The 20,443-nt window shown below is 60.6% G+C and carries 14 protein-coding genes; 1 reads left to right on the forward strand and 13 read right to left on the reverse strand.

Annotation, left to right across the window (positions count from 1 at the left end; translation table 11 throughout):
* Positions 1-276: 276 nt before the first annotated feature.
* The 13 genes from B1722_RS03215 to B1722_RS03275 all read right to left on the reverse strand — a co-directional run bounded on the left by B1722_RS03215 (position 277) and on the right by B1722_RS03275 (position 19,866).
* Positions 277-1,965 (reverse strand): polyurethanase, encoded by a 1,689-nt coding sequence (locus tag B1722_RS03215; protein ID WP_086791327.1) that lies wholly within the window; start codon positions 1,963-1,965, stop codon positions 277-279.
* A gap of 56 nt (positions 1,966-2,021) precedes the next feature.
* Positions 2,022-5,108 carry an autotransporter serine protease gene (locus B1722_RS03220; protein ID WP_086791330.1) on the reverse strand — a complete coding sequence of 1,029 codons (3,087 nt, stop codon included), beginning with the start codon at positions 5,106-5,108 and terminating at the stop codon, positions 2,022-2,024.
* Between the two features lie 303 nt (positions 5,109-5,411).
* Entirely contained in the window at positions 5,412-8,363 is a 2,952-nt protein-coding gene (locus B1722_RS03225) for an autotransporter serine protease (RefSeq protein ID WP_086791333.1), read from the reverse strand.
* Positions 8,364-8,535: 172 nt separating this feature from the next.
* A complete protein-coding gene (locus B1722_RS03230; RefSeq protein ID WP_047597221.1) occupies positions 8,536-9,900 on the reverse strand; it encodes a TolC family outer membrane protein in 1,365 nt (454 codons plus the stop codon).
* Positions 9,901-9,902: 2 nt separating this feature from the next.
* Positions 9,903-11,252, reverse strand: a complete 1,350-nt coding sequence (locus B1722_RS03235) for an HlyD family type I secretion periplasmic adaptor subunit (RefSeq protein WP_007963525.1) — start codon at positions 11,250-11,252, stop codon at positions 9,903-9,905.
* The gene (locus tag B1722_RS03240) at positions 11,249-13,024 is read right to left on the reverse strand and encodes a type I secretion system permease/ATPase (protein WP_086791335.1); all 1,776 of its coding nucleotides are present in this window, start codon (positions 13,022-13,024) and stop codon (positions 11,249-11,251) included. Before B1722_RS03240 ends, B1722_RS03235 begins: the two co-directional genes overlap by 4 nt.
* Positions 13,025-13,227: 203 nt before the next feature.
* Positions 13,228-13,656: an AprI/Inh family metalloprotease inhibitor gene (locus B1722_RS03245; RefSeq protein WP_152620430.1), complete on the reverse strand. Its 429-nt coding sequence runs from the start codon at positions 13,654-13,656 to the stop codon at positions 13,228-13,230.
* Positions 13,657-13,748: 92 nt separating this feature from the next.
* Entirely contained in the window at positions 13,749-15,212 is a 1,464-nt protein-coding gene (locus B1722_RS03250) for a serralysin family metalloprotease (RefSeq protein ID WP_041064176.1), read from the reverse strand.
* Positions 15,213-15,686: 474 nt separating this feature from the next.
* On the reverse strand, positions 15,687-15,938 hold the full coding sequence (locus tag B1722_RS03255) for a hypothetical protein (RefSeq protein ID WP_041064179.1): 252 nt from the start codon (positions 15,936-15,938) through the stop codon (positions 15,687-15,689).
* A gap of 136 nt (positions 15,939-16,074) precedes the next feature.
* Positions 16,075-17,160, reverse strand: a complete 1,086-nt coding sequence (locus tag B1722_RS03260; RefSeq protein ID WP_041064182.1) for a polyamine ABC transporter substrate-binding protein — start codon at positions 17,158-17,160, stop codon at positions 16,075-16,077.
* A gap of 54 nt (positions 17,161-17,214) precedes the next feature.
* Complete coding sequence (locus tag B1722_RS03265; RefSeq protein ID WP_041064185.1) at positions 17,215-17,559, reverse strand: cupin domain-containing protein; 345 nt, start codon at positions 17,557-17,559, stop codon at positions 17,215-17,217.
* 32 nt (positions 17,560-17,591) lie between these two features.
* Positions 17,592-18,998 (reverse strand): FAD-binding oxidoreductase, encoded by a 1,407-nt coding sequence (locus B1722_RS03270; protein WP_086791338.1) that lies wholly within the window; start codon positions 18,996-18,998, stop codon positions 17,592-17,594.
* 52 nt (positions 18,999-19,050) lie between these two features.
* A complete protein-coding gene (locus tag B1722_RS03275; RefSeq protein WP_086791340.1) occupies positions 19,051-19,866 on the reverse strand; it encodes a nuclear transport factor 2 family protein in 816 nt (271 codons plus the stop codon).
* A gap of 263 nt (positions 19,867-20,129) precedes the next feature.
* Between B1722_RS03275 and B1722_RS03280 the strand changes: the two genes are divergently transcribed.
* Positions 20,130-20,402, forward strand: coding sequence for a DUF1652 domain-containing protein (locus B1722_RS03280; RefSeq protein ID WP_025109621.1), 273 nt, complete (start codon positions 20,130-20,132; stop codon positions 20,400-20,402).
* Positions 20,403-20,443: the final 41 nt, after the last annotated feature.

Here is a 20,443-nt window from a genome sequence, read left to right on the forward strand (position 1 = left end):
ATAAAGGTTTCGATCTTTTGATCTTGAAAATCAAAATCAAAGATCGCAGCCTGCGTCAGCTCCTACATCCATAAATCCGTGTAGGAGCTGTCGAGTGAAACGACTCTGCGATCTTTTGATCTTGAAAATCAAAAAAAAAAGATCGCAGCCTGCGACAGCTCCTACATCCATAAATCCGTGTAGGAGCTGTCGAGTGAAACGAGGCTGCGATCTTTTGATCTTGAAAATCAAAATCAAAGATCGCAGCCTGCGGCAGCTCCTACAGAGGCTGGTTAATCAGGCGAAGACGAACGCCGAGTCCGACAGGTTAGCCACTCCCACCCCGATCAGGGTCACGGCATACTCGCCAATCTTCAGCACCGTATCAGCGCCGGACTGGGCAACATGCTGCTTGTAGTCATAGCCCTGCCCCGCGCCTTCGACGCCCATGAACACCAGTTTGTCGCTGCCCTGGTAGCCATTGATCGCGTCGAAACCGAACGCGCCGCTGAACAGGAAGGTGTTGTTGCCGCCCACCGCCGTCATTACGTCATTGCCGGCGCCGCCCACGAAGGTCACGTGGCCCTTGTCGCTGATCAGCTTGTCATCGCCCCCCAGACCGAACAGCCAGTCACCGTCGGCGCTGGCGTGCAGCGCATTGCCGTACCCATCGCCGTTGAGCGAATGGGTGTACTGGGTCAGTTCGTTGCCATTGGTCAACCCCTTGGCCGTGACACCCCAGGTGATGTCCTTGCTGCCCCACCACGACCCCGACTCCTTGCTCACCAGCGCGCCGATGTCGCGGGTCATGCTGATGCCGCCGTAGGCGTCGCGCACGTACAGCGTGCCGTCACCGTCGTTGGCGAAGCTGAAGTTCTGCAGCGGTTTCTGCAGCTCGAACGTGTTGTGACCCTGACCACCGAGCAGAATGTTAAAGCCACCGTCATCGCGGAACCGGTCATCACCGCCCAGGCCTTCGAGAAAGTCGTTACCCGCCCCGCCCTTGAGCCAGTCGCCGCTCTGGGTGCCGATGATGAAAGTGCTGCCGGTGTGCGGCTCGCCGCTGCGCCCCAAGTCCTCGACCCAAGTCTTGCCCCGGGAAGATTCCTCCAGGTTGGAGACGATGAGGGTCGAGTCCTTGTGCGTCAGGTTGTAGAACTTCGAGTCGATTACCCGGTTCAAGCCATCGGCATACCCCAACGAGCCGTGGGCCGACCAGCTCAGCGGATTGACGATGCTGAACGGCACCAGGTTCTGCGCGGTGGACGCGTAGTAGTCATTGAAGTTGACGATGTTGTCGGTGGTCGACTCATGCGGCCCGTCGTGCTTGCCCAGCGACCCGCTGCTGAACGTGGTGCCGTCCAGTGCGCGGAACACCGGATCGTTTTCGTAACCGATGTTCAACACGTTATTGCCGGTGCTGCTCTGGGTCGGTGAAGCGAACGCGATGTAGTTGGCGTCCTTGAAGAATCCGCCCCAGTTGCTGGCGCTCAACTCGGCTACGCTGTTGACCCCGAGGCCACCGAGGCTGTGACCGCTGAACAGCACGTCCTTGGCGGCAATGCCGTTGGCAAGCGCGAACGCGGCGACGGCCTTGAGCAGATTGTCGAAGGCGTTTTTCGCGTAGTTGCTCGCGTAATCCGATGGGCCGATGGCGGCGAGCAAATTGTTCTTCATGTCGCCGAAGGTGTCGCTGTAGCCCAGCCCGCCAGTGCCGCGAAAGGCCACGCCGATGCCGATCAATTTGCCGCCGGCGTCGTACTTGCCAAGCACTTCGGCCTCGGCGCTGGTGAAGCCGTCCTTCTCGCCGAAGAACGTGCCTTGCGCGCCGACCTTGCCCTGATACCCCAGTGCCGTGGCGCTGAGCGGTTTCCAGGCGGTGGCCGGCAAAGGCTGGCCGGTGGGCGTGTAGGCATACAGCGTCAGGGCGATGGCATCGCTGTACAACGCTTTGCCATCGGCATTTTTGTAATCGAACAATCCCATGTTGTGCTCTCTCTTCCTTCAAAACCGGCAGCCCGCAAGGGACTGCCGGCACGCGTTTAGAACTGCCAGTCGAGGGTCAGACCCACACCGTGGTCCTTCTCGTTATTACCGATCAGTCCGTTGTAGTCCAGGTTGACCCGGACATCGCGATTGAGCGCCAGCCCGGCGCGTACGCCGACCACCGCCGCGTCACGATCCATCGACACACTCTGTACGGTGAAGGCGCTGTTGCCATTGGCGAAGGCCAAGTGGCTGTCAGCATCGACACTGCTCAGATTGTGCTGCCAGCCGAGGGTCGCGCCCAGCTCCAGCTGATGCTTGTCCGACAGCGCGAAGCTGCGCTTGGCACGCACACCAAGGGTCGACAGCACCACGTCGCGATTGTCTTCGCCGCCCTTGAGCGCCGCGGCATCACCCTTCTCGGTGAAGCTCTCGGTGTTCAAGTGCACGTACGACAGGTTGGCGAACGGCTCCAGATTCATCGGTTGCAGACGCAGATCGTAAGCCGCTTCGGTGAACACTTGAGTGGTCGCGGCATCGTGCTTGGTTTTCTCTTTGCCATTGACGCCCGCGAACTGCAGATCACGCTTCACGTCCACGCGGTGCCAGCTGTAAGCCGCACCGGCGGTCAGACGCAGCGCATCAATCTGATGCCCCAGGTACGCACCCAGGTGGTAGCTGTCGACCGAGGTCGACGAATGCGTGCCGCTGCCCATGTTCAACGAGCTGTCGCTATAACCGGTAACGAAACCCAGACGGGTATCTTCAGCAATCAAGCCGTCGACACCGGCCAGCAAGCCGCCGATGGAGCTGTTGGCGTCGGCGTTTTCATGGCCGCCATCGCTCTTGCCCCACGAACCCAGCACCTTGACCCAGGCATTGCTGCGGTCGTCGGTCGGTGCGTCGGCATTGAACAGATCACGCTCACGCAGACGCTCGCCCACCGCTTCACGCAGGTAGCGGCTGTCGTTGATCAGCATCGTACCGATGGCCGGGTGAATTTCGCCGGACAGTTGCTGGAAGGCTTGTTGCGCCGAGGCCGCATTCGGCGACAGCAGCAGGGTTTCGAACAGCGCATTGCCCGCGCCCAGACCCTCGGCAGCCGCGCCAACCGCACGCTGGTTCGGCGTCAGGCCGACACTGGCGAACGACGCGCCGTTGCGCCCGACGTCCAGTTGCACGCCGCTTGCCGAGTACGCCAGAGTGCCGCCGAGGAACGCGTAGTTCGGCAGCACTTGCCCGAACTGGCCTTGGATGCCACCGGCCGCTTGCAGGATGTTGAACTGCGAACCGAGCAGGCTCTTCACTTCAGTCGTGGTCAGCAAGGTCGGGCTGTTTTCCAGCGACAGACTGACCGTGGCGCCATCGATCAGCGCTTTGCCACCGGCAACGATCTTGTCGCTGCTGGTCGGCGAGACTTCCACCGCGTAGGTCGACCCTCGCTCGAAGGTCACGTCACCGGCGACATTCAGCGTGCCGATCGAGTTGCCCGGCGCCACGGTACCGCCGCTTTTCGCGGTCAGTGCGCCAATGCGGCCGTTACCGCCGAGGATGCCGCTGTCGTTGACCGTGACCGCCGACGCCAGCGAGCCATTGATCGCCAGGCGCCCCTGATTGACCAGGGTCGGGCCGCTGTAAGTGTTGTTGCCGGTCAGCACCAGCGTGCCGATGCCCTGCTTGGTCAGGCCGCCGTGACCGGAAATGTCATTGCGCCAGGTGTCGAGGCCGCAAGTGATGTCGGTGCAGACGCGCTCGGTCGGTTTGCCCTTGTCGATGATCGCGCCGATGCCCGGCAAGTCCGCGACAAACTGACCGGAACCGTAGGCCCCCTGAATGCGGAACTCTTCCGGGATGTCCTGCTCGGTCACGAACATCGCCGGGCCATCAATGCCCTTGCGCAGGTTGATCATGCCCCAGCCGTACAAGGCATCGATGCCCGGTGCGCCGAGGTCGGTGGCGGTGGTACGCAGCACCGTGGCGACCTGGTCACCCGTCATGTACGGGAAGCGCTCCATCAACACCGCCATCGAGCCGGCCACGTGCGGCGCCGCCATCGAGGTGCCGTTGTAGTTTTTGTAGCCGGTGGTCAGGTTGTCGGCATTGGTGCCTTCGATGATCGAGCTGAAGATCTTGGTGCCCGGTGCCGAAACGCAGAAGCTCGCGGTGTAACCGCAACGCGAAGAGAACGTACTCATGATGTACGGGTTGGCGCTGGCCAGATCCGGGTTCTTCTGCAACGCGGCGACGGTGATCCAGTTCGGCGCGATGTCCGGCACGAAGTAACCGAGGCCGGCGATGGCGTCCGGGTTGTTCAGGTTGTAATCGTTACCGGCGGCGAAGATCGTCACGATGCCGCTGCGGGCGGCGGCGATGGCGCCGTCGTAGGCGCCGCCGGGCTTGGTGCCGAGCAGCGTGCGGATTTCGTTGAACTGCAATTGCGCGTCGTTGACGGTGAAGTGCGGATACGCCGGGTCGCGGCCGCCGAGGTCGAAACGGTCAGTGATGCCGATGCCCCAGCTGTTGTTGATGATCCGCGCGCCACTGGCGATCAGCGCATCCCAGCCGGCCTTGTACACCGCGCCGTCGTTGCCACGGACAATGCCGTCTTCCGGGCCCGGGTCGCCGTTGTCGGCGCTGATGATCTGCGCACCGAACGCCACGCCGTGCATCGGCCCGCCGTCACGGCTGCCGGCGGCAATACCACCGACGTGAGTACCGTGGGCGCCGAGCTTGCCGTCGGAACCGACCGAGGGCGAACCGTCATAGCGGAACGCGTCCCCGGCTTTGACCGGAATGTAAGGGTCGGTGTATTCGCGGATCCCGCTGGTGACCAGGGTCACGACTTTGTTGGGGCCGGAGAACTCCGGGTGCGCGGCATACACCGGCTGGTCAAAGATTCCCAGTTTGACGCCTTTACCGGTGTAGCCGGCAGCGTAAGCGGAATCCGCCCCGATGGCGCCCAGGCCCCATTCCGCCTGGAACTCGGCGCTGCGCCAACTGGCGGGATCACCGCTGCGGCCGTTTTCCACATAAGGCGCCGCGTGCGCGGTGCCCCAGGTGGTCAACGCACAGAGTACGGCGCAGTTGAGGGTTTTCATGGCGAAGCGACCGCCCGTTTGCGCGGGGGTATTGTTGTTATTCATCCAGCGACCTTCCTTAGTGTTGTTGCGAAAAATCCGTGTACCAGGCCCACACCCGGGCCTGGGAAATAACGCTTGTGGCGAGGGGATTTATCCCCGATCGACTGCGCAGCAGTCGCACACCCGGACGACTATCGGGGCCGCTTCGCGTCCCATCGGGGATGAATCCCCTCACCACAGGTGTGTGCTCACATCCCCCTGTAGGAGCTGCCGCAGGCTGCGATCTTTTGATCTTGTTGTTAAAAAATCAAAGTCAAAAGATCGCAGCCTTCGGCAGCGCCTACAGGGATACGCGCACGCCCTCCGTCAGAACTGCCAGTTCAGGCTCAACCCCACGCCGTGGCTCTTCTCGCGGTTGGCCAGTTGTCCGTTGTAATCGAGGTTGACCCGTACGTCCTTGCTCAACGCCAGGCTGGCTTGCACGCCGACCAGCGCCGCATCACGCACCAGTGCCGAACTCTCGACCGAATACGGTGTGCTGCCGCTGGCGAAGCGCAGATGCTGTTCGGCGTCGATGTCGCTCAGGCTGTGCTGCCAGCCGAGACGACCACTGACATCCAGCGACTGTTGAGTCGACAGATTGAAGCGCTTGACCGCCCGTACACCGAGAGTGCTGAGCACTGCGTCGTGCTGATCGCCCGAGCTTTTCAGTGCCGCAGCGTCGCCCTTTTCGGTAAAGCCTTCGGTATCCAGATGCACGTAAGCAAGGTTGGCAAACGGCTCCAGCGCCAGCGGTTGCAGATTCAGCCGATAAGCCGCTTCGCCGAAGACCTGCGTGGTGGCTGCATCGACCTTGGCTTTCTGTTTGGCGCTGACGTCGCCGTATTGCAGATCGCGTTTCACATCGGCGCGATGCCAGCTGTAGGCCGCGCCGGTGCTCAGGCGCCAGGCGCCGATGTCGTGACCGGCGTAAGCGCCGAGGTGATAGCTGTCGACCTTGGCCGACGAGTGCGTGTCCGAGCCCATGTTCAGCGAGCTGTCGCTGTAACCGGTGACCAGACCGATGCGCGTCTGCTCATCCAGCGCGCCGTCTACACCGGCGAGCAAGCCGCCGATCGAGGTGCTGTAGCGCGAAGTGTCGTTACCGGCGTCGGTCGAACCCCAGGCGCCAAGGGCCTTGATCCAGCCATTGCCTGGCGTGGCGTTGGCATCGTGCAGACGTTCGCCGACCGCGTCGCGCAACTGGCGGCTGTCATTGATCAGCATCGAGCCCAGTGCCGGGTAGATTTCCCCGCTGAGTTGCTGGAACGCCTGTTGCGCCGAAGCGGCAGACGCTGACAGCAGCAAGCTTTCGTACACCGAGTTGCCGGCGCCCAAACCTTCGACTGCAGTCGCCACCGCACGCTGATTCGGGGTCCGCCCGACGCTGGCGAACGAGGTCGCATTGCGCTGGATGTCGAGCTGAATGGCGTTGGCCGCGTAGTCGAGGTTGCCGCCGATAAACAGATAGTCCGGCAGCACCGCGCCGAACTGACCCTGAATGCCGCCGGCTGCTTGCAGAATGTCGTACGAATGCCCAAGCAGGCTGCGCGCTTGAGTGGTGCTGAGCAGGGTCGGGCTGTTTTCCAGCGACAGGCTGACCGTGGCACCGCTGACGCTCGCGCTACCGCCGGCGACGATGCGGTCGCTGCTGATCGGCGACAGCTCTACCGCGTAGGTCGAGCCTGGGGCGAAGGTCACGTCACCGGCAACGTTCAACGTGCCGATGGAGTTGCCCGGTGCCACGCGGCCGCCGCTGTTGGCGTTCAACGAGGCGATCCGCCCCGAACCGCCGAGGGTGCCGCTGTCATTGACCGTCACCGCCGAGGCCAGCGAGCCGTTGACGCTGAGCAAGCCGCCATTGACCGTGGTCGCGCCGCGGAAGGTGTTGTCACCGGTCAGCAGCAAACGCCCTGCCCCGGACTTGATCAGGCTGCCCTGATAGACCCGCGTCGCCGCTGCAGCATCACGGGCCATGCCCACGGCGTAGTCAGTCTGATCCTGCTGACTGGCGCCGGCCGGAATACCGTTTTGCCAGCCTTTGTCCTGCAGGGTCTGCTGCCAGGCGCGGTGTTCGGCGAGGTCTTCGCGCTGGCGCTGAATCAATGCCTTGTCGGAGATGTCATTGCTCCACACATCGCTCTGCCCGGCGGCCAGATTGGCATCAAACGCGCCGAGCAATTGTCCCGGCCCGTGCATCGCCCGATTGAGGTTGGCCACGCCCCAGCCGACCCGCTCGGTCGGCGCATCGGTGACCGAACCGTCGAGTTGCGTGGCGGTGGTCAGCAGCACGTCGAGCGCCTGCTGGTTGTTCATGTACGGATAACGTTCCATCACCAGCGCCAGCGCCCCGGTGGCGTGCGGCGCGGACATCGAAGTGCCGGACTTGATCGCATAACCGCCGCCCGGAATGGTGCTGTCGATCTTCGCACCCGGCGTGGTGATGCACCAGTATTTGGCGATGCCGCACTGGTTGTACTTCTGCTGATTGCTTTGGTCCAGCCCGGAGACTGCCAGCCAGTGGCCTTCCAGATCCGGCTGAAAGTACGGCAACGCCGAGCGCACGCTGGCGTTCGGGTAGCCGCTGTTGCCGGCACTGAACACGTTGATCACGCCACGGCGCGAGACGTCCGCCGCCGCGTCGAGCCAAGTGCCCTGATTCCAGTGCTGAGCGTATGCGGCGTGCAGATCGGCCAAAGTGCGGTAGCTGACATCCGGCGGCTGGCTGCCCCAACTGTTGTTGATCGCACGTACGCCGGCAGCGGCCAGAGCGTCGTAGGCCGCTTTGAAATAGCGCGGATCGGGTTTGGGGCCGAAGAGAAAACTGTCGTTGTTGTTGGTGTTGCCGACGTAGATCTGTGCGTTGTAGGCCACGCCGTGCATGCCGGTGCCGTCACGGCTGGCGCCCATGGTGCCGACCACGTGGGTGCCGTGGGAGTCGTTGTTGGGGTTGAGGGTGCCATTGACGCTGAACAGCGAACCGTCGACGTAACTGCCGGAGGCCAGCACCGGGTGGTAGCGGTCGCTGGCGAACTCAGGGTGGGCGGCATCGAAGCCGGAGTCGAGGGCGCCGATCTTCACGCCTTTGCCGGTGATACCGGCGGCGTAAGCCTGATCGGCCTGCATCCGCGCCAGGCCCCAGTCGCGCTGGAATTCGGCGCTGCGCCAACTGGCGGGATCGCCGGGCTTGCCGGATTCAAGGTACTGCGCATGGGCTTGCGCGATGGAAACTGCGAGCAACAGGGTGCCGACCGCTGCCGGCTTGATGCGTACGTCCATGTTCACCACTCACTTTTCTTATTGTTTTGCAGGCACTGACAGCCAGATCAAAAGATCGCAGCCTTCGGCAGCTCCTACAGGGATTACTGTTCAGCCAGTTCTTGCTCAATGTAGGAGCTGCCGCAGGCTGCGATCTTTTGCTCTGCTTCAAGCGCCTACAGGATTTTCAGTGTTACTGGGTTTTCGGGCCTTGTCCGAAGGCCTCATCCACCCGCGCCAGATCCTGTTCGTTCAAGGTCCCCGCGTAGTAATGCAGCTTGGTCCAGGCCATCAAATAGTCATAGCGCGCCTGAGCCAGATCGCGGCGGGTAGTAAACAGTTGCTGTTCGGCGTTCAGCGCATCGAGGTTCGTCCGTTCACCGCCAAGAATGCTTTGCTTGGTCGACACCACCAGCGCTTCAGCCGACGCCAGGGCCTTCTGGTAGGCACGCAACTTGTTGACGCCCGACAGGCAGGCGCTGAACTGGCGGCGCAGTTCGATCAAAGTTTCGCGGGTCTTGCCGTCGAGTTCGTATTCCGCCTGCTCCATGGTGCGGCTGGCCTGACGGGTCGAGGCCGACACCCCGCCACCGGCATACAGTGGAACGTTGACTTCAAAGCCGATGGTGTTGGTGTCATAGCGCTGGTTATAGGTGTTGCCGCTGTCCGATTCAGTCTTGCGGATCGACGCATAGGCACTGACTTTCGGCAGGTGCCCGGCGCGGTTGCGCTCGACTTCGTACTTGGCCACTTCTACCGCTTGCCGTTGCGACGCCAGGTTGGGGTTGTTGCTGATCGCCAGCTCATGCCAAGTGTCGTAGTTGGCCGGCATCAACGCAAAGGTCTGGAAGTTCTGATCCAGTGGTGCCAGCTCGCTGATATCCACCGTCTGCACGCCGACCAGCGCGCCCAGTTCACGCAGCGCGGCGTCCTGCTCGTTGCGCGCCTCGATCTCTTCGGCAGTCGCCAGTTCATAGCGCGACTCGGCTTCCAGAATGTCGGTGCGCGTGCCCTCGCCCTGCTTGAACATGTGTTCGTTCTGCTGGAACTGCTGCTCGTAAGCCTTCTTCTTGGCCTGGGCGATATCGATCTGATCCTGGGCGAACAAGGCCTTGGTGTAGTTGTCCAGCACCCGTACCAGCAGCTCCTGACTCTTGCCGCGAAACGCCTCGTCGGCGAACAGCGATTGCGCCACGCCTTTGCGATACGCCGCATAAGCTTCGTAGTCGAGCAACGGTTGCTGCAAGGTCAGGGTCGAGCCGTAGCTGTTGTAGTTGCGGTCTTCGGTCAGGTTGCCGCGAGCGGTCAGTTGCGTGGCCTTCGAGGTGTTGTGACCCCGGTTGTAGTTGTAACCCAGTCTTGGCAACAGTCCGGCGCGGCCGATGATGCGGTTTTCCAGGCCCGCGTCGCGCTCCTTGATCGCGCCGAGGAACACCGGATCGTTGCGCAATGCCTGTTCGTAGACCTCGAATGGTCCCATGGCCGCCAGTGCGCTGTTTCCTGCGAGCAGCGCGAACGCCGCCCCCAACATCGAAAGCTTATTCATACAGCCGAACATCCTTATTCTTCGGTCAACGCGGAGCCGGCCCGATCGAGCAGCGGTTTGAACAGGTAGTTGAGCAGTGAACGTTCGCCCGTACGCACGAACATTTCCGCCGGCATACCGGGCTTGATCACCAGGCCATGGAGTTTTTCCATCGCCTGATCACTGACGCTGCTGCGCAACACGTAGTACGGCACGCCGGTTTTCTCGTCGACCATCTGGTCGGCGGAAATCAGGCTGACCTCACCCGGCACGCGCGGGGTCTTGCTCTGGTTGAACGCGGTGAACAGGATATCGACCGGCAGATGCGTGCCGACCTTGTCGATCAAGTTGATCGGCAAGTGCCCTTCGACTTCCAGGGTGGTGCCTTGCGGGACGATCTCCAGCAGGGTTTCGCCCTGACGCACCACGGCGCCTTCGGTGTGCACGCCAAGGTTGACCGCCACGCCGTCGGCGGTGGCGAGGATCTCGCTGTGCTGCAGGTCGAAACCGGCCGAAGTCAGTTGCTCCGACAGGGTCACGCTTTTGAGCTGCGCGTCGGCCAGTTGCGTGCGCACTTCCTTCTGATATTCCTCGCCATGCTGTTGCAGCTTCAGGCGCGATTCGAGGATGCCCTGCTCCACCCGGCCGCTTTCACCGGTGTTTTCCGCCAGTTGCTGCTGCACTTGCGACAGCTGCCGCTGGTACTCCATCAAGCGGTTGCGCGGGATGTAGCCGTTGTCCGCCAGCGGCTGCAGGTTGCTCAGTTGTTGCTGCAGCGAATCGGCCTGGGCGTTGAGGTCGGTGCGGGCGCGACGCATGCCCGCCAGTTGCGCGGTGGCACCTTCGATGCTGGCGCGCAGACCGGCCTGCTCGCGGTAAAACGCTTCACGGCGGCTGCTGAACAGTTGACGCTGGCCTTCAAGGACCAGCGCCAGACGCGGATCCGGATCATTGCTCAACTCTGCCGGAAAGGTCACCTGCTTGAGGTTATCGCGCTCGGCCTGCCAGCGCGCGAGGCTGGCCCACGCCATGCGGTACTGGGCTTGCAGCGACTGCACGTCGGCCGCGACCTGGGTCTGGTCGAGGCGGAACAGTGGCTGGCCCTGTTTCACGATCTCGCCTTCGCGCACCAGAATCCGGCTGACCACGCCGGCACTCATTGACTGCACGGCTTTGCGCTTGCCCGACACCACCACGGTGCCCTGCACCGGAATGCCTTGATCCAGCGGCGCCAGTGCGGCCCAGGTGAAGAAACTGCCGGCGCCGACGATGGCCAGAATCCAGCCCATGCGCGCGAAGAATTTCGCATCGCGCTCCGGGCGCTCGGTGACGTATGCGTGTTCCATGGAGGCTTCGTTTTCAGTGTTCATGCTGGCGCTGCTCATACACCCGAATTCCTTGTCGTGGGCTGGTACTGCCGGCTCATGCTGAGCCCGCCCGGTGCCTGCGCAGATTTTTCCCGTGATTGTTCCTGAGCGCCGGACAGCGCCCTGAGTACGTCCTGACTGTTGCCGAATGCCTGCAGACGACCGTCGTTGAGCACCAGCAACTTGTCGGCCTGGGCCAGTACCGAAGAGCGGTGTGTGACCAGCACCACGGTCGTGCCCTTGGCCTTGAGCTGGGCGATGGCGCTGGCCAGCGCGGCCTCACCGACGGTGTCGAGATTGGAGTTCGGCTCATCCAGCACCACCAGGCTCGGGTCGCCATACAGGGCGCGCGCCAATGCGACACGCTGCTTCTGTCCGCCGGACAGACCGCTGCCGTCCTCGCCCAACTGTGTGTCATAACCTTGCGGCATCCGCAGAATCATCTCGTGCACGCCAGCCTGTTGCGCGGCAGCCACGACCTTTTCCGGGTTGGCTTCACTGAACCGGGCAATGTTTTCGGCGATGCTGCCGCTGAACAGTTCGATGTCCTGTGGCAGGTAGCCGATATAGGGGCCGAGCTCGTCGCGGTTCCAGCGATGGATGTCGGCACCGTCCAGGCGCACGGTGCCACCCAGGGTCGGCCACACGCCGACCAGCACTCGGGCCAGGGTCGACTTGCCGGACCCGGAAGCACCGAGCACGCCCAGCACTTCGCCCGCGCCAATCGCGAAGTTGACCATGTGCAGGGTCGCCGCGCGCTGCCCCGGAGGGCCGGCACTGACTTGCTCAAAGGCAATCTGGCCTTTTGGCGCAGGCAACGCCATGGCCTCGTCGCTCGGTGGGAACGCCTGCAGCAAGGCATCCAGACGGCGGTAGGCGAGCTTCGCCCCGCTCCACTGTTTCCAGACGGCGATCAACTGATCGATCGGGCTCAGCACCCGGCCCATCAGGATCGAACCGGCGATCATCATCCCGGCCGTCATGTCGCCCTTGATCACCAGCAACGCGCCAAGACCCAGCACCAACGATTGCAGGCACAGACGCAGGGTCTTGCTGATCGAGCTGATCACCGCACCGGTGTCGCTGGCCTGGTTCTGCAGACCGAGGAAGCGCGAATGCACGCCGAACCAGCGCTTGCGCAACGCACCGAGCATGCCCATGGCTTGAATGGTTTCCGCGTTGTGCAGGTGACTGGTCGCCAGTTGACTGGATTTCTGCGAGTAACCGGCAGCTTCGCCCAGCGGTTTCTTGGTCATGTATTCGTTGAGGCACGCCAGCGCGATCAGCAGCAGCGCACCCGCCGTGGCGAGGACCCCGAGCCAGACGTTGAACAGGTAAATCACGAACAGGTAGACCGGGAACCACGGCGCGTCGAAAAACGCGAACAGGGCTGGCCCGGTGACAAATTGGCGAATGTGGGTCAGGTCGCCCAGCGATTGCCCGGCATTACCCTCGCCCTTGAACAGGTTGCGTTCGAACGCTGCCTGATACACCCGCAGGTTGAAGCGGCGCTCCAGTTGGCTGCCGATGCGGATCACGATGAAACTGCGCACCACTTCCAGCATGCCGATGAAGGCAAAGAAGCCGACCACCATCAAGGACAGCATCGCCAGGGTGGTTTCGTTCTGCGAAGACAGCACGCGGTCGTAGACCTGCAGCATATAAATGGAGGGCACCAGCATCAGCACGTTAATCAGTGCGGTAAAGCACCCGACGCTGATCAGAATGCTTTTATAGTCACCCAGAGCCTTGAATAAGGGAGCGGTGGCTGGGGCCTTCGCCATCTTCATTGATTATTCCTGAATGTAATCCCCGCCATTCTTTGGCGAGACGCTTCTATTAATTATCCGTGCACAGACCGGACGGGTTCTTGCAACTTGCACTTACACTTCAATAACAACTTTCAACAGTTCAACGCCACTCGTTGCATTGAGCTGTTGCTTATAACTGCAACATCAAACCTTATAGTCAACGGTTCAGTCGGTGGCGTTGTTCACAGCTGCGGTGTATGGCGCGTCAGCGTAATCACCAGTCCCGACTTCAAAGTGCTCAGATAAAGCCCATCACGTTGTCGGCTGAAGAACTGGATTCTTGAACCTTCCTTGCCGGTGATCGACAGGCCGTCCGGATCAGGAAACCAGCCGACTGGCGCTTGCTCAAGCCATGCCCCCAGGCATTCGGCGCCCTTGCCCAGTGTCTGATTGGGTTCCAGATCGATCAGACAGGTGTTCGAGGGTTTATCCTGCAATGCCTGCGCCTCTGGGGCGTCATCGGGCGCAGTCAGAATCGCCTGCCACTGCCCGGCGAACACGGAGGGGTCTTCAAGTCTGAGGCTGCTTGCCATGGTTGCTTCTCCAGAAATCATGATCAGCGCCGCCGAAAGCCACGCCATTCCCTTGTAGGTAAAAACTTTACGGATCATCAGAAAATTCGCTCCGGCACCTAGCCTTGCCCAGCCATCAACACGATGCAAGCAAAGAAAGCGACGCATGAAGCGCCGCTTTCCCGTTTACATCACGCCACGATGTCGCTGGTCGCTGCCTGGCCAACGGTGCTGACCTGGAAGTCCGCCACGCCGTGCCCGGAGAAGTCCACCGACAACAGGCTGTTGCCGCCCGACGAGGTCAGGATCGCGTCGCCGGCCGAACCGGTGAAGCTGCTGACAAAGTGCAGGCCGGACCCGTTGGTGATGGCGCTCAGGTCGATTTTGTCCAGACCGCTGACGAAATCGAGGATCTGATCGATTGCACCCGGCTTGGAGTCGGAACTGGAGGCGAACACGAAAGTGTCCGAACCCGAACCGCCCCACAGTTTGTCCGCACCACCGGCGCCGTAAATGATGTCGTTGCCGGCACCGCCCTTGAGCTCGTTGGACGCACTGTTACCGATCAGCAGGTCGTTGCCCGAACCGCCGATGGCGTTCTCGATGGTCACGCCCTTGGCGATGGATACGTTACCGATCATGCCACCCACGTCAGAGAACGAGGCTTCATTGAGGTTGATCTTCTGGTTCTGGGTGAAACCCGAGAAGTCGAAGGTGTCCTTGCCGCCCGCATCCCACACCGAGAACACCAGCTTGTCGCTCGACGACGAGGCGCTGAGGAAATCGCGACCGGCGTTGGAGTTGAAGCCGTAGGTGGTGTCACCGGTACGGGTGGTCAGGTTGGCGCCGTACAGCTTCTGGATCGCGGCAATGTCGTCCATCAGCGGGCCGGAGGCATAGGCTTCCACACCGCCCTTGCTGAAGTTCTGGGCGGTGTTGCTTTCACTCCAGTAACTCATGAGGCTGTAACCGCGGGTGTCTTGCCCGTAGGAAGCATCCTTGTAAGTCGGGTTGCCTTCGCCGGCGTTGTAGTCGCCAGGGTGAGACAGGCCCAGGGTGTGGCCGATTTCGTGCGTCAGGGTCTGACGCCCGTAATTGTTCAGACCCGGGGTTTTGTTGACGTCGTAGCCACTGCCGGTCAGGTACCAGGACTGACCGTCATAACCTGGCTCGGTGCCTGGCAGGAACGCAAACGCCGCCGCGCCTTCCTGGCCGCCGCTGTAGTTGCCGAAGGTCATGTGACCGTCGCCACCACGGGAAGCTTCGGTGAACGTCACGTTGGCGACATCCGCCCAGGATTGCATGGCGAGCACGGCCTGGGCCTTCTGCAGGGAGCTGAACTGACTGAAACCGGTGACGCCCAGACCGCTGAAGTTAGCGGTTTTGGCGGTCAGAAAGGTGTAGGTCAGTTCGATCTTGCCGCTGTTGTCGAGGTCGTGCCAGGAAGCACCGTCTCGCAGCAGTTGGGTGGCGGCTTGATCCACCGAGAAGGAGGGTTTGCCATTGACCGTGAGGTTGCCGCCACGATCGTATTGATGGCTGAAGCTATTGATCTGATTCCAGGCGGAACTGGTTGCCGCCAGAGACTGCACTGCACCCACAGGCACGAATGTGTCTGCGGTGATATCAATAGCGTTAGCTTTTACTTTCGACATAAACACACTTCCTTGTTTAGCAATGGAACAGTTTTTGTCAGATAGCGACGATCCCTGGCGAGATCGTCCTATCACTCGCCCAATGAAGGCGTAACGAACCTGACACAATTTGAAATCTGTCGTAAAGGATTTTTTTGAGATCCAATCTGGCTGTTCCGGGAAACTCCCGTAAACAATGCGCGCGGGGTCGAAAGAATATTTTAACGGGCGGGGCCTTGCCTAATTGTCTGACGATTTTCTATTTAAATATTAAATATGGCTAAGTTGCTTTTTGTTAGATACGTCTCACTTTTCCGCACTTTATTAGTGCAATGAGACTGTATTGATATCAACCAAATGGCACACCCAGACTGTCGGCGCTGACGAGTGAAACGAGGCTGCGATCTCTTGACTTTGCTTTCTGAACAGACAAGATCAAAAGATCGTAGCGTCGTTGTGCTCGACAACCGCAGATCACAGATTCGTGACCGATGGTCAGGCTTGCAGCCTGGTAAAGATCGTTTCTTTACCAGAGAGAATCCCGATCTGCTGGAGGACATCGTTGACGGTGCCCCAAACAGCAAGATCCTCATTTGTGGTTTTACTGTCCAAGGTACGACGCAATGAGAGCAGCACGTTCAATCGGCTGACTGCCAAGTCATCAGAAGTCGTTCCCTTGTCGATAATGCGCCGAGCGGCTTGATTGATTTGCTCTTCAACGTAAGCCCGCAGATCTGACTTCGTCATGATGTAGCTCCTTTGCAGACGAGATGTGGATGAAGCATCACCCTACAAACGCCGTCGCGAAAGTTCTACTGTCAGATCTATCAGGTAGACGCACGAAGAAATCGGCGCGAATACTGGAAAAGCACCCTGATTTGCGTTAACTGCCGGTACGGATTTTGTTCCACACCCGCGTGCGAATCCGGTCGATGTTCAGCGGCATGGCTTCCAGCGCAAACAGTTTGCCCATCATCTCCGGGCTCGGGTACACCTTGGTGTCACTTTTGATGGCCGGGTCGATCAGGCCGTCGGCCTGCTGGTTGCCATTGGCGTAGTGCACGTAATTGCTGATGCCGGCCATCACGTCCGGGCGCAACAGGTAGTTCATGAACGCGTAACCGGCCTTCTCGTCCGGCGCATCGGCGGGCATGGCGACCATGTCGAACCAGATTGCCGCACCCTCTTTGGGAATCGCGTAACCAATGTCGATGCCGTTCTTCGCTTCTTTGGCGCGATTTTCCGCTTGCAGGATGTCGCCGGAAAAGCCGACCGCCACGCAAATGTCGCCATTGGCCAAGTCGCTGGTGTACTTCGAGGAGTGGAAGTAGCTGACATACGGCCGCACTTTCATCAGCAGTGCTTCGGCTTTCTTGTAATCCTCGGGGTTCTTGCTATGCGGTGGCAAACCCAGGTAGTTGAGTGCCGCCGGCAACAATTCCGGACCGTTGTCGAGGATCGCGACACCGCACTTCTGCAGCTTTTCCATGTACTCGGGTTTGAAAATCAGGTCCCAGGAATCCACCGGCGCGTTGTCGCCCAGCACCGCTTTGACCTTGGCGACGTTGTAGCCGATCCCGGTACTGCCCCACAGGTACGGAAAACCGTGCTCGTTATCCGGGTCATTGACCTGCAAGGCCTTGAGCAACACCGGGTTGAGGTTCTTCCAGTTCGGCAACTGGCTCTTGTCGAGCTTCTTCAGCGCCCCGCCCTGGATCTGCCGCGCCATGAAGTGGTTGGACGGGAACACGACGTCGTAACCGGATTTACCGGTCATCAACTTGCCATCGAGGGTTTCGTTGCTGTCATAGACGTCGTAGGTGACGCCGATGCCAGTGTCTTTCTGAAAGTTTTTCGTGGTATCCGGCGCGATGTAATCGGACCAGTTGTAAATCTTCACCGTTTCGGCGGCATGGCTAATGGAGGCAGCCAGCAGCAGCGGCGCCAGAGCGAGGGTTTTCTGGATCATGAGGTGATTCCTGTGGTGGCTATTTTTGTTGGCAGGCAATCAAAGATCGAAAAATCAGAAAATCAGCACGTAGGTCTTGCGCACGGTCTCCTGGATATCCCAGATACCGAGCGTGTTGGCCGGCAACATCAGTGCGTCGCCACCTTGTATGTGCAGGGTTTCACCGCCGTCGTCCGGGGTGAACGTGCAACGCCCGGAAATGAAATGGCAGAACTCCTGCGCGGTGATCTGCCGGCGCCAGCGCCCCGGGGTGCATTCCCAGACGCCGGTTTCGACACCGTCGTCGCGCTCGACGCTGGTGGTCGAGGCCATCGCGACCGGCTCGCCGATCGGCACGGCGACCGGGTTGGATTCGTCCAGTTGCAGGCTGGCGGTGTTCTTGAACTGCGTAATGCTCATGGGTGTGACCTGTCTTGTGAAGAAAACGGCGGTTAGTGCATGAAACCTTCCATGAAGCCCGCGACTTGACTGGCGAGCTTGCGCCGCCACGGTGCGGTGGCCGGATTGGCCAGGGTCAGGTCTTCGTGGACAAAACTTTTGATGATCGCGTTGTAACCGAGCCAGCGGCACGGTTCCGGCTCCCAGGCGCGCAACGCATGAATCCCGCCGTCCTGCAGCACCCACGGCTGGTGCACCAGTTCGGTGTCGCGCTCCAGAATCAGATCGGCCAGGGTGCGGCCGCCGAGGTTGCTGGCACCCACGCCTTCCCCGCCATAACCGCCGGACAACGCGATGCCATTGGCCCGATCGCAAAGCATGTGCGGCTTGAAATGCCGTGACATGCCGAGGTTGCCGCCCCAGGCGTGGGTGATTTGCACGTTTTTCAGTTGCGGGAAAAGCTCGCCGAACAGATAGCGCCGCAGTTCGACTTCATCGCGGGTCAGATCGAAGTTGTGGCGCAACTTGCCGGCGAACTGGTAGCCGCCGCGAGCGCCGAAGATCAGGCGATTATCGGCACTGCGCTGGCCATAAGTGACCTGACGGCTGAACTCGCTGAAGGCCTGGCCACGGTTGAGGCCGATTTCATCCCAGGTCGCAGCCGACAGCGGTTCGGTGGCGACAATCAGACTTTGCACCGGCAACTGATAGCGGCCCAGCGGCGGCAGCGTTACCGAATAGCCTTCAACGGCCGGCACGATCCAGCGGCTGCGCACACTGGCCCTGGCCGTGCGCAAACTACCGGACTGCCAGTGCGTGACCGGGCTGTTTTCGTAGATCTTCACGCCCATGTTCTGCACGGTACGCGCCAGACCGCGCACCAGCTTCGCCGGGTGAATCGTCGCCACGTGCGGCGCATAGATGCCGCCATAAGGTTTTGCCACGCGAATCTGTTGCGCCAGTTGTTCGCGGCTCAGCCAGCGGTAATCGTTGTCGGTCAGGCCTTGGGCGTGCAGTTTGTCGAGGTATTCGCGCAGGCTGGCTTCCTGTTCCGGGTAGCGAGCGGCGCAGTACAGCACCCCGCCCTTGCGATAATCGCAGTCGATACCCTCACGTTCGAGGACAACTTCCACTTCATCGGGGATGCTGTGCAGCAGATCAAAAGAGGCGCGGCGTTGTTGTGGCGAGAGGCCGGCGAGCAGTCGATCCTCGCCCAGCAGATTGCCCATCAGCCAGCCACCATTGCGCCCGGACGCACCAAAACCGGCGGTTTGCGCCTCGATGATGGCGATATCCAGACCCGGCGCGAGTTTTTTCAGGTAGTACGCGGTCCACAGCCCGGTGTAGCCGGCGCCGATGATGGCGACGTCGACATCCAGATCCTGTTCCAGCGCCGGCCGCGCGATCAGCGGCTCGTCGAGTTGATCCATCCACAAACTGATAGTGCGCCACGCCGGCATGCAAGACTCCGCCACTGAAAACCTTCGATGGCGTCGATCCTAGTGCGTGACTTCAATCACTGTCTTGCGCGCGTGCCCGCAAAGAAATTTGTTTGGCGTAGGCCTTCGGCGACTGGCCGGTGTGCTGGCGAAAGCAACTGTAGAACGCCGACAGCGAGTTGAAACCGGCGGCAAATGCCAGCTCATCGATACGCAGCGGTGGCGTGGCGTGATCCAGTGACTTGAGCAAATGCTGCAGGCGCGCCTGGTTGACGTATCGATAGAAGCTCTGCCCCAGCACCTGATTGAGCAGGTAGGAAATCTGATTGCGGCTGTACCCGCACTCCTTCGCCACCCGTTGCAGATCCAGCTCGGGATCGAGGTAAGGCTGTTGCCGTTCAAAATATTGCTGCAGGTCTTCGGCCATGAAACTGATCTGGCGCGGTGACAGGCCCAGTCGACTCACCGCCGGACGCTGGCTGGGAGCGACGGTGCCACTGGTTGGCGTGCGAACCAGCGAGGCGTATTCGTTGACCCGCCAGATCAGGCCGTCCTTCACCGTGATCGCTTCACTGGAACGGAACGACACCAGTCCGTCGCCACCGCGCAAGGTCACTTCGTACTGAATGTAGGCAGTGTTGCCATCCACGCGGATCCGGTCGCAATGCTCCAGCGCTTCGTCGGATTCTCGCGGCATGCTGACACGCACGTACTCACGTAACTCATCAAAACCGAGCACCCGGTTCTGAAAGAAATCGTTGTACTGAACGTCCGGGTGGTACAACGCCATGACGCTGTCCAGGTCGCGATGTTTCCAGCTCAAGTGATAGCGCATGACCGTAGCGGCCGTGGCCGGGGTCTGTTCTGGGCCGTCGTCGTCGACATGCATAAAGGGCTCTGAGCAAAAGAACCGAGCTTGCCCAACTTCATCCAAACGATCAACGAGCAAACCGTAGTGGCCTTTTGGCGATGACTGTTCAAGGCGTGACTTACATCAAAAAACGCGCAGCAATCGCAAAATGAACTGAAAAATCTCACGGAAAATTCACATGCGGGTGCTACTTTTAACGTCACTGACCGGTTGAGCCAATGAAGGCTCTTCCCACCTAACGTGAGCAAAAGGAAGCGCTCGATGAAGAAGGCGGGCAACACATGAATAAAGGCTCCAGTAAAGTCACGTTTCCCAATGCGTGCCAACTGATGCGTTGGCACTTTCATCCCATGGGTTTCGAAGCGACGATGGATGCGCCGGGCAGCATGATTGCCCGTCTGTTTGATCGTGCCAGCGGTGAAACCATGATCGCCATCGCCGGTATTCCTTGTGCGACGGTGATGAACGCGGCCGATGTCGAGCGCATCATTGAGGCTGTGGAAGACGAACTGGAGGCTTTCATTCCTCCGGAGTCTCTCAAGAGTTACGCATAAACTATTGTTTTATATAAAAAAGCCCGCTAATTCAGGCGGGC

The organism is Pseudomonas sp. SCPG-7 (assembly GCF_002156405.1).
GTDB classification, from domain to species: Bacteria; Pseudomonadota; Gammaproteobacteria; order Pseudomonadales; family Pseudomonadaceae; genus Aquipseudomonas; species Aquipseudomonas parakoreensis.

Bases quoted from the DNA above. Each gene is read 5' to 3' on its own strand.
- B1722_RS03215 (WP_086791327.1), bottom strand. From the start codon at position 1,965: ATGGGATTGTTCGATTACAAAAATGCCGATGGCAAAGCGTTGTACAGC.
- B1722_RS03220 (WP_086791330.1), bottom strand. From the start codon at position 5,108: ATGAATAACAACAATACCCCCGCGCAAACGGGCGGTCGCTTCGCCATG.
- B1722_RS03225 (WP_086791333.1), bottom strand. From the start codon at position 8,363: ATGGACGTACGCATCAAGCCGGCAGCGGTCGGCACCCTGTTGCTCGCA.
- B1722_RS03230 (WP_047597221.1), bottom strand. From the start codon at position 9,900: ATGTTCGGCTGTATGAATAAGCTTTCGATGTTGGGGGCGGCGTTCGCG.
- B1722_RS03235 (WP_007963525.1), bottom strand. From the start codon at position 11,252: ATGAGCAGCGCCAGCATGAACACTGAAAACGAAGCCTCCATGGAACAC.
- B1722_RS03240 (WP_086791335.1), bottom strand. From the start codon at position 13,024: ATGAAGATGGCGAAGGCCCCAGCCACCGCTCCCTTATTCAAGGCTCTG.
- B1722_RS03245 (WP_152620430.1), bottom strand. From the start codon at position 13,656: ATGATCCGTAAAGTTTTTACCTACAAGGGAATGGCGTGGCTTTCGGCG.
- B1722_RS03250 (WP_041064176.1), bottom strand. From the start codon at position 15,212: ATGTCGAAAGTAAAAGCTAACGCTATTGATATCACCGCAGACACATTC.
- B1722_RS03255 (WP_041064179.1), bottom strand. From the start codon at position 15,938: ATGACGAAGTCAGATCTGCGGGCTTACGTTGAAGAGCAAATCAATCAA.
- B1722_RS03260 (WP_041064182.1), bottom strand. From the start codon at position 17,160: ATGATCCAGAAAACCCTCGCTCTGGCGCCGCTGCTGCTGGCTGCCTCC.
- B1722_RS03265 (WP_041064185.1), bottom strand. From the start codon at position 17,559: ATGAGCATTACGCAGTTCAAGAACACCGCCAGCCTGCAACTGGACGAA.
- B1722_RS03270 (WP_086791338.1), bottom strand. From the start codon at position 18,998: ATGCCGGCGTGGCGCACTATCAGTTTGTGGATGGATCAACTCGACGAG.
- B1722_RS03275 (WP_086791340.1), bottom strand. From the start codon at position 19,866: ATGCATGTCGACGACGACGGCCCAGAACAGACCCCGGCCACGGCCGCT.
- B1722_RS03280 (WP_025109621.1), top strand. From the start codon at position 20,130: ATGAATAAAGGCTCCAGTAAAGTCACGTTTCCCAATGCGTGCCAACTG.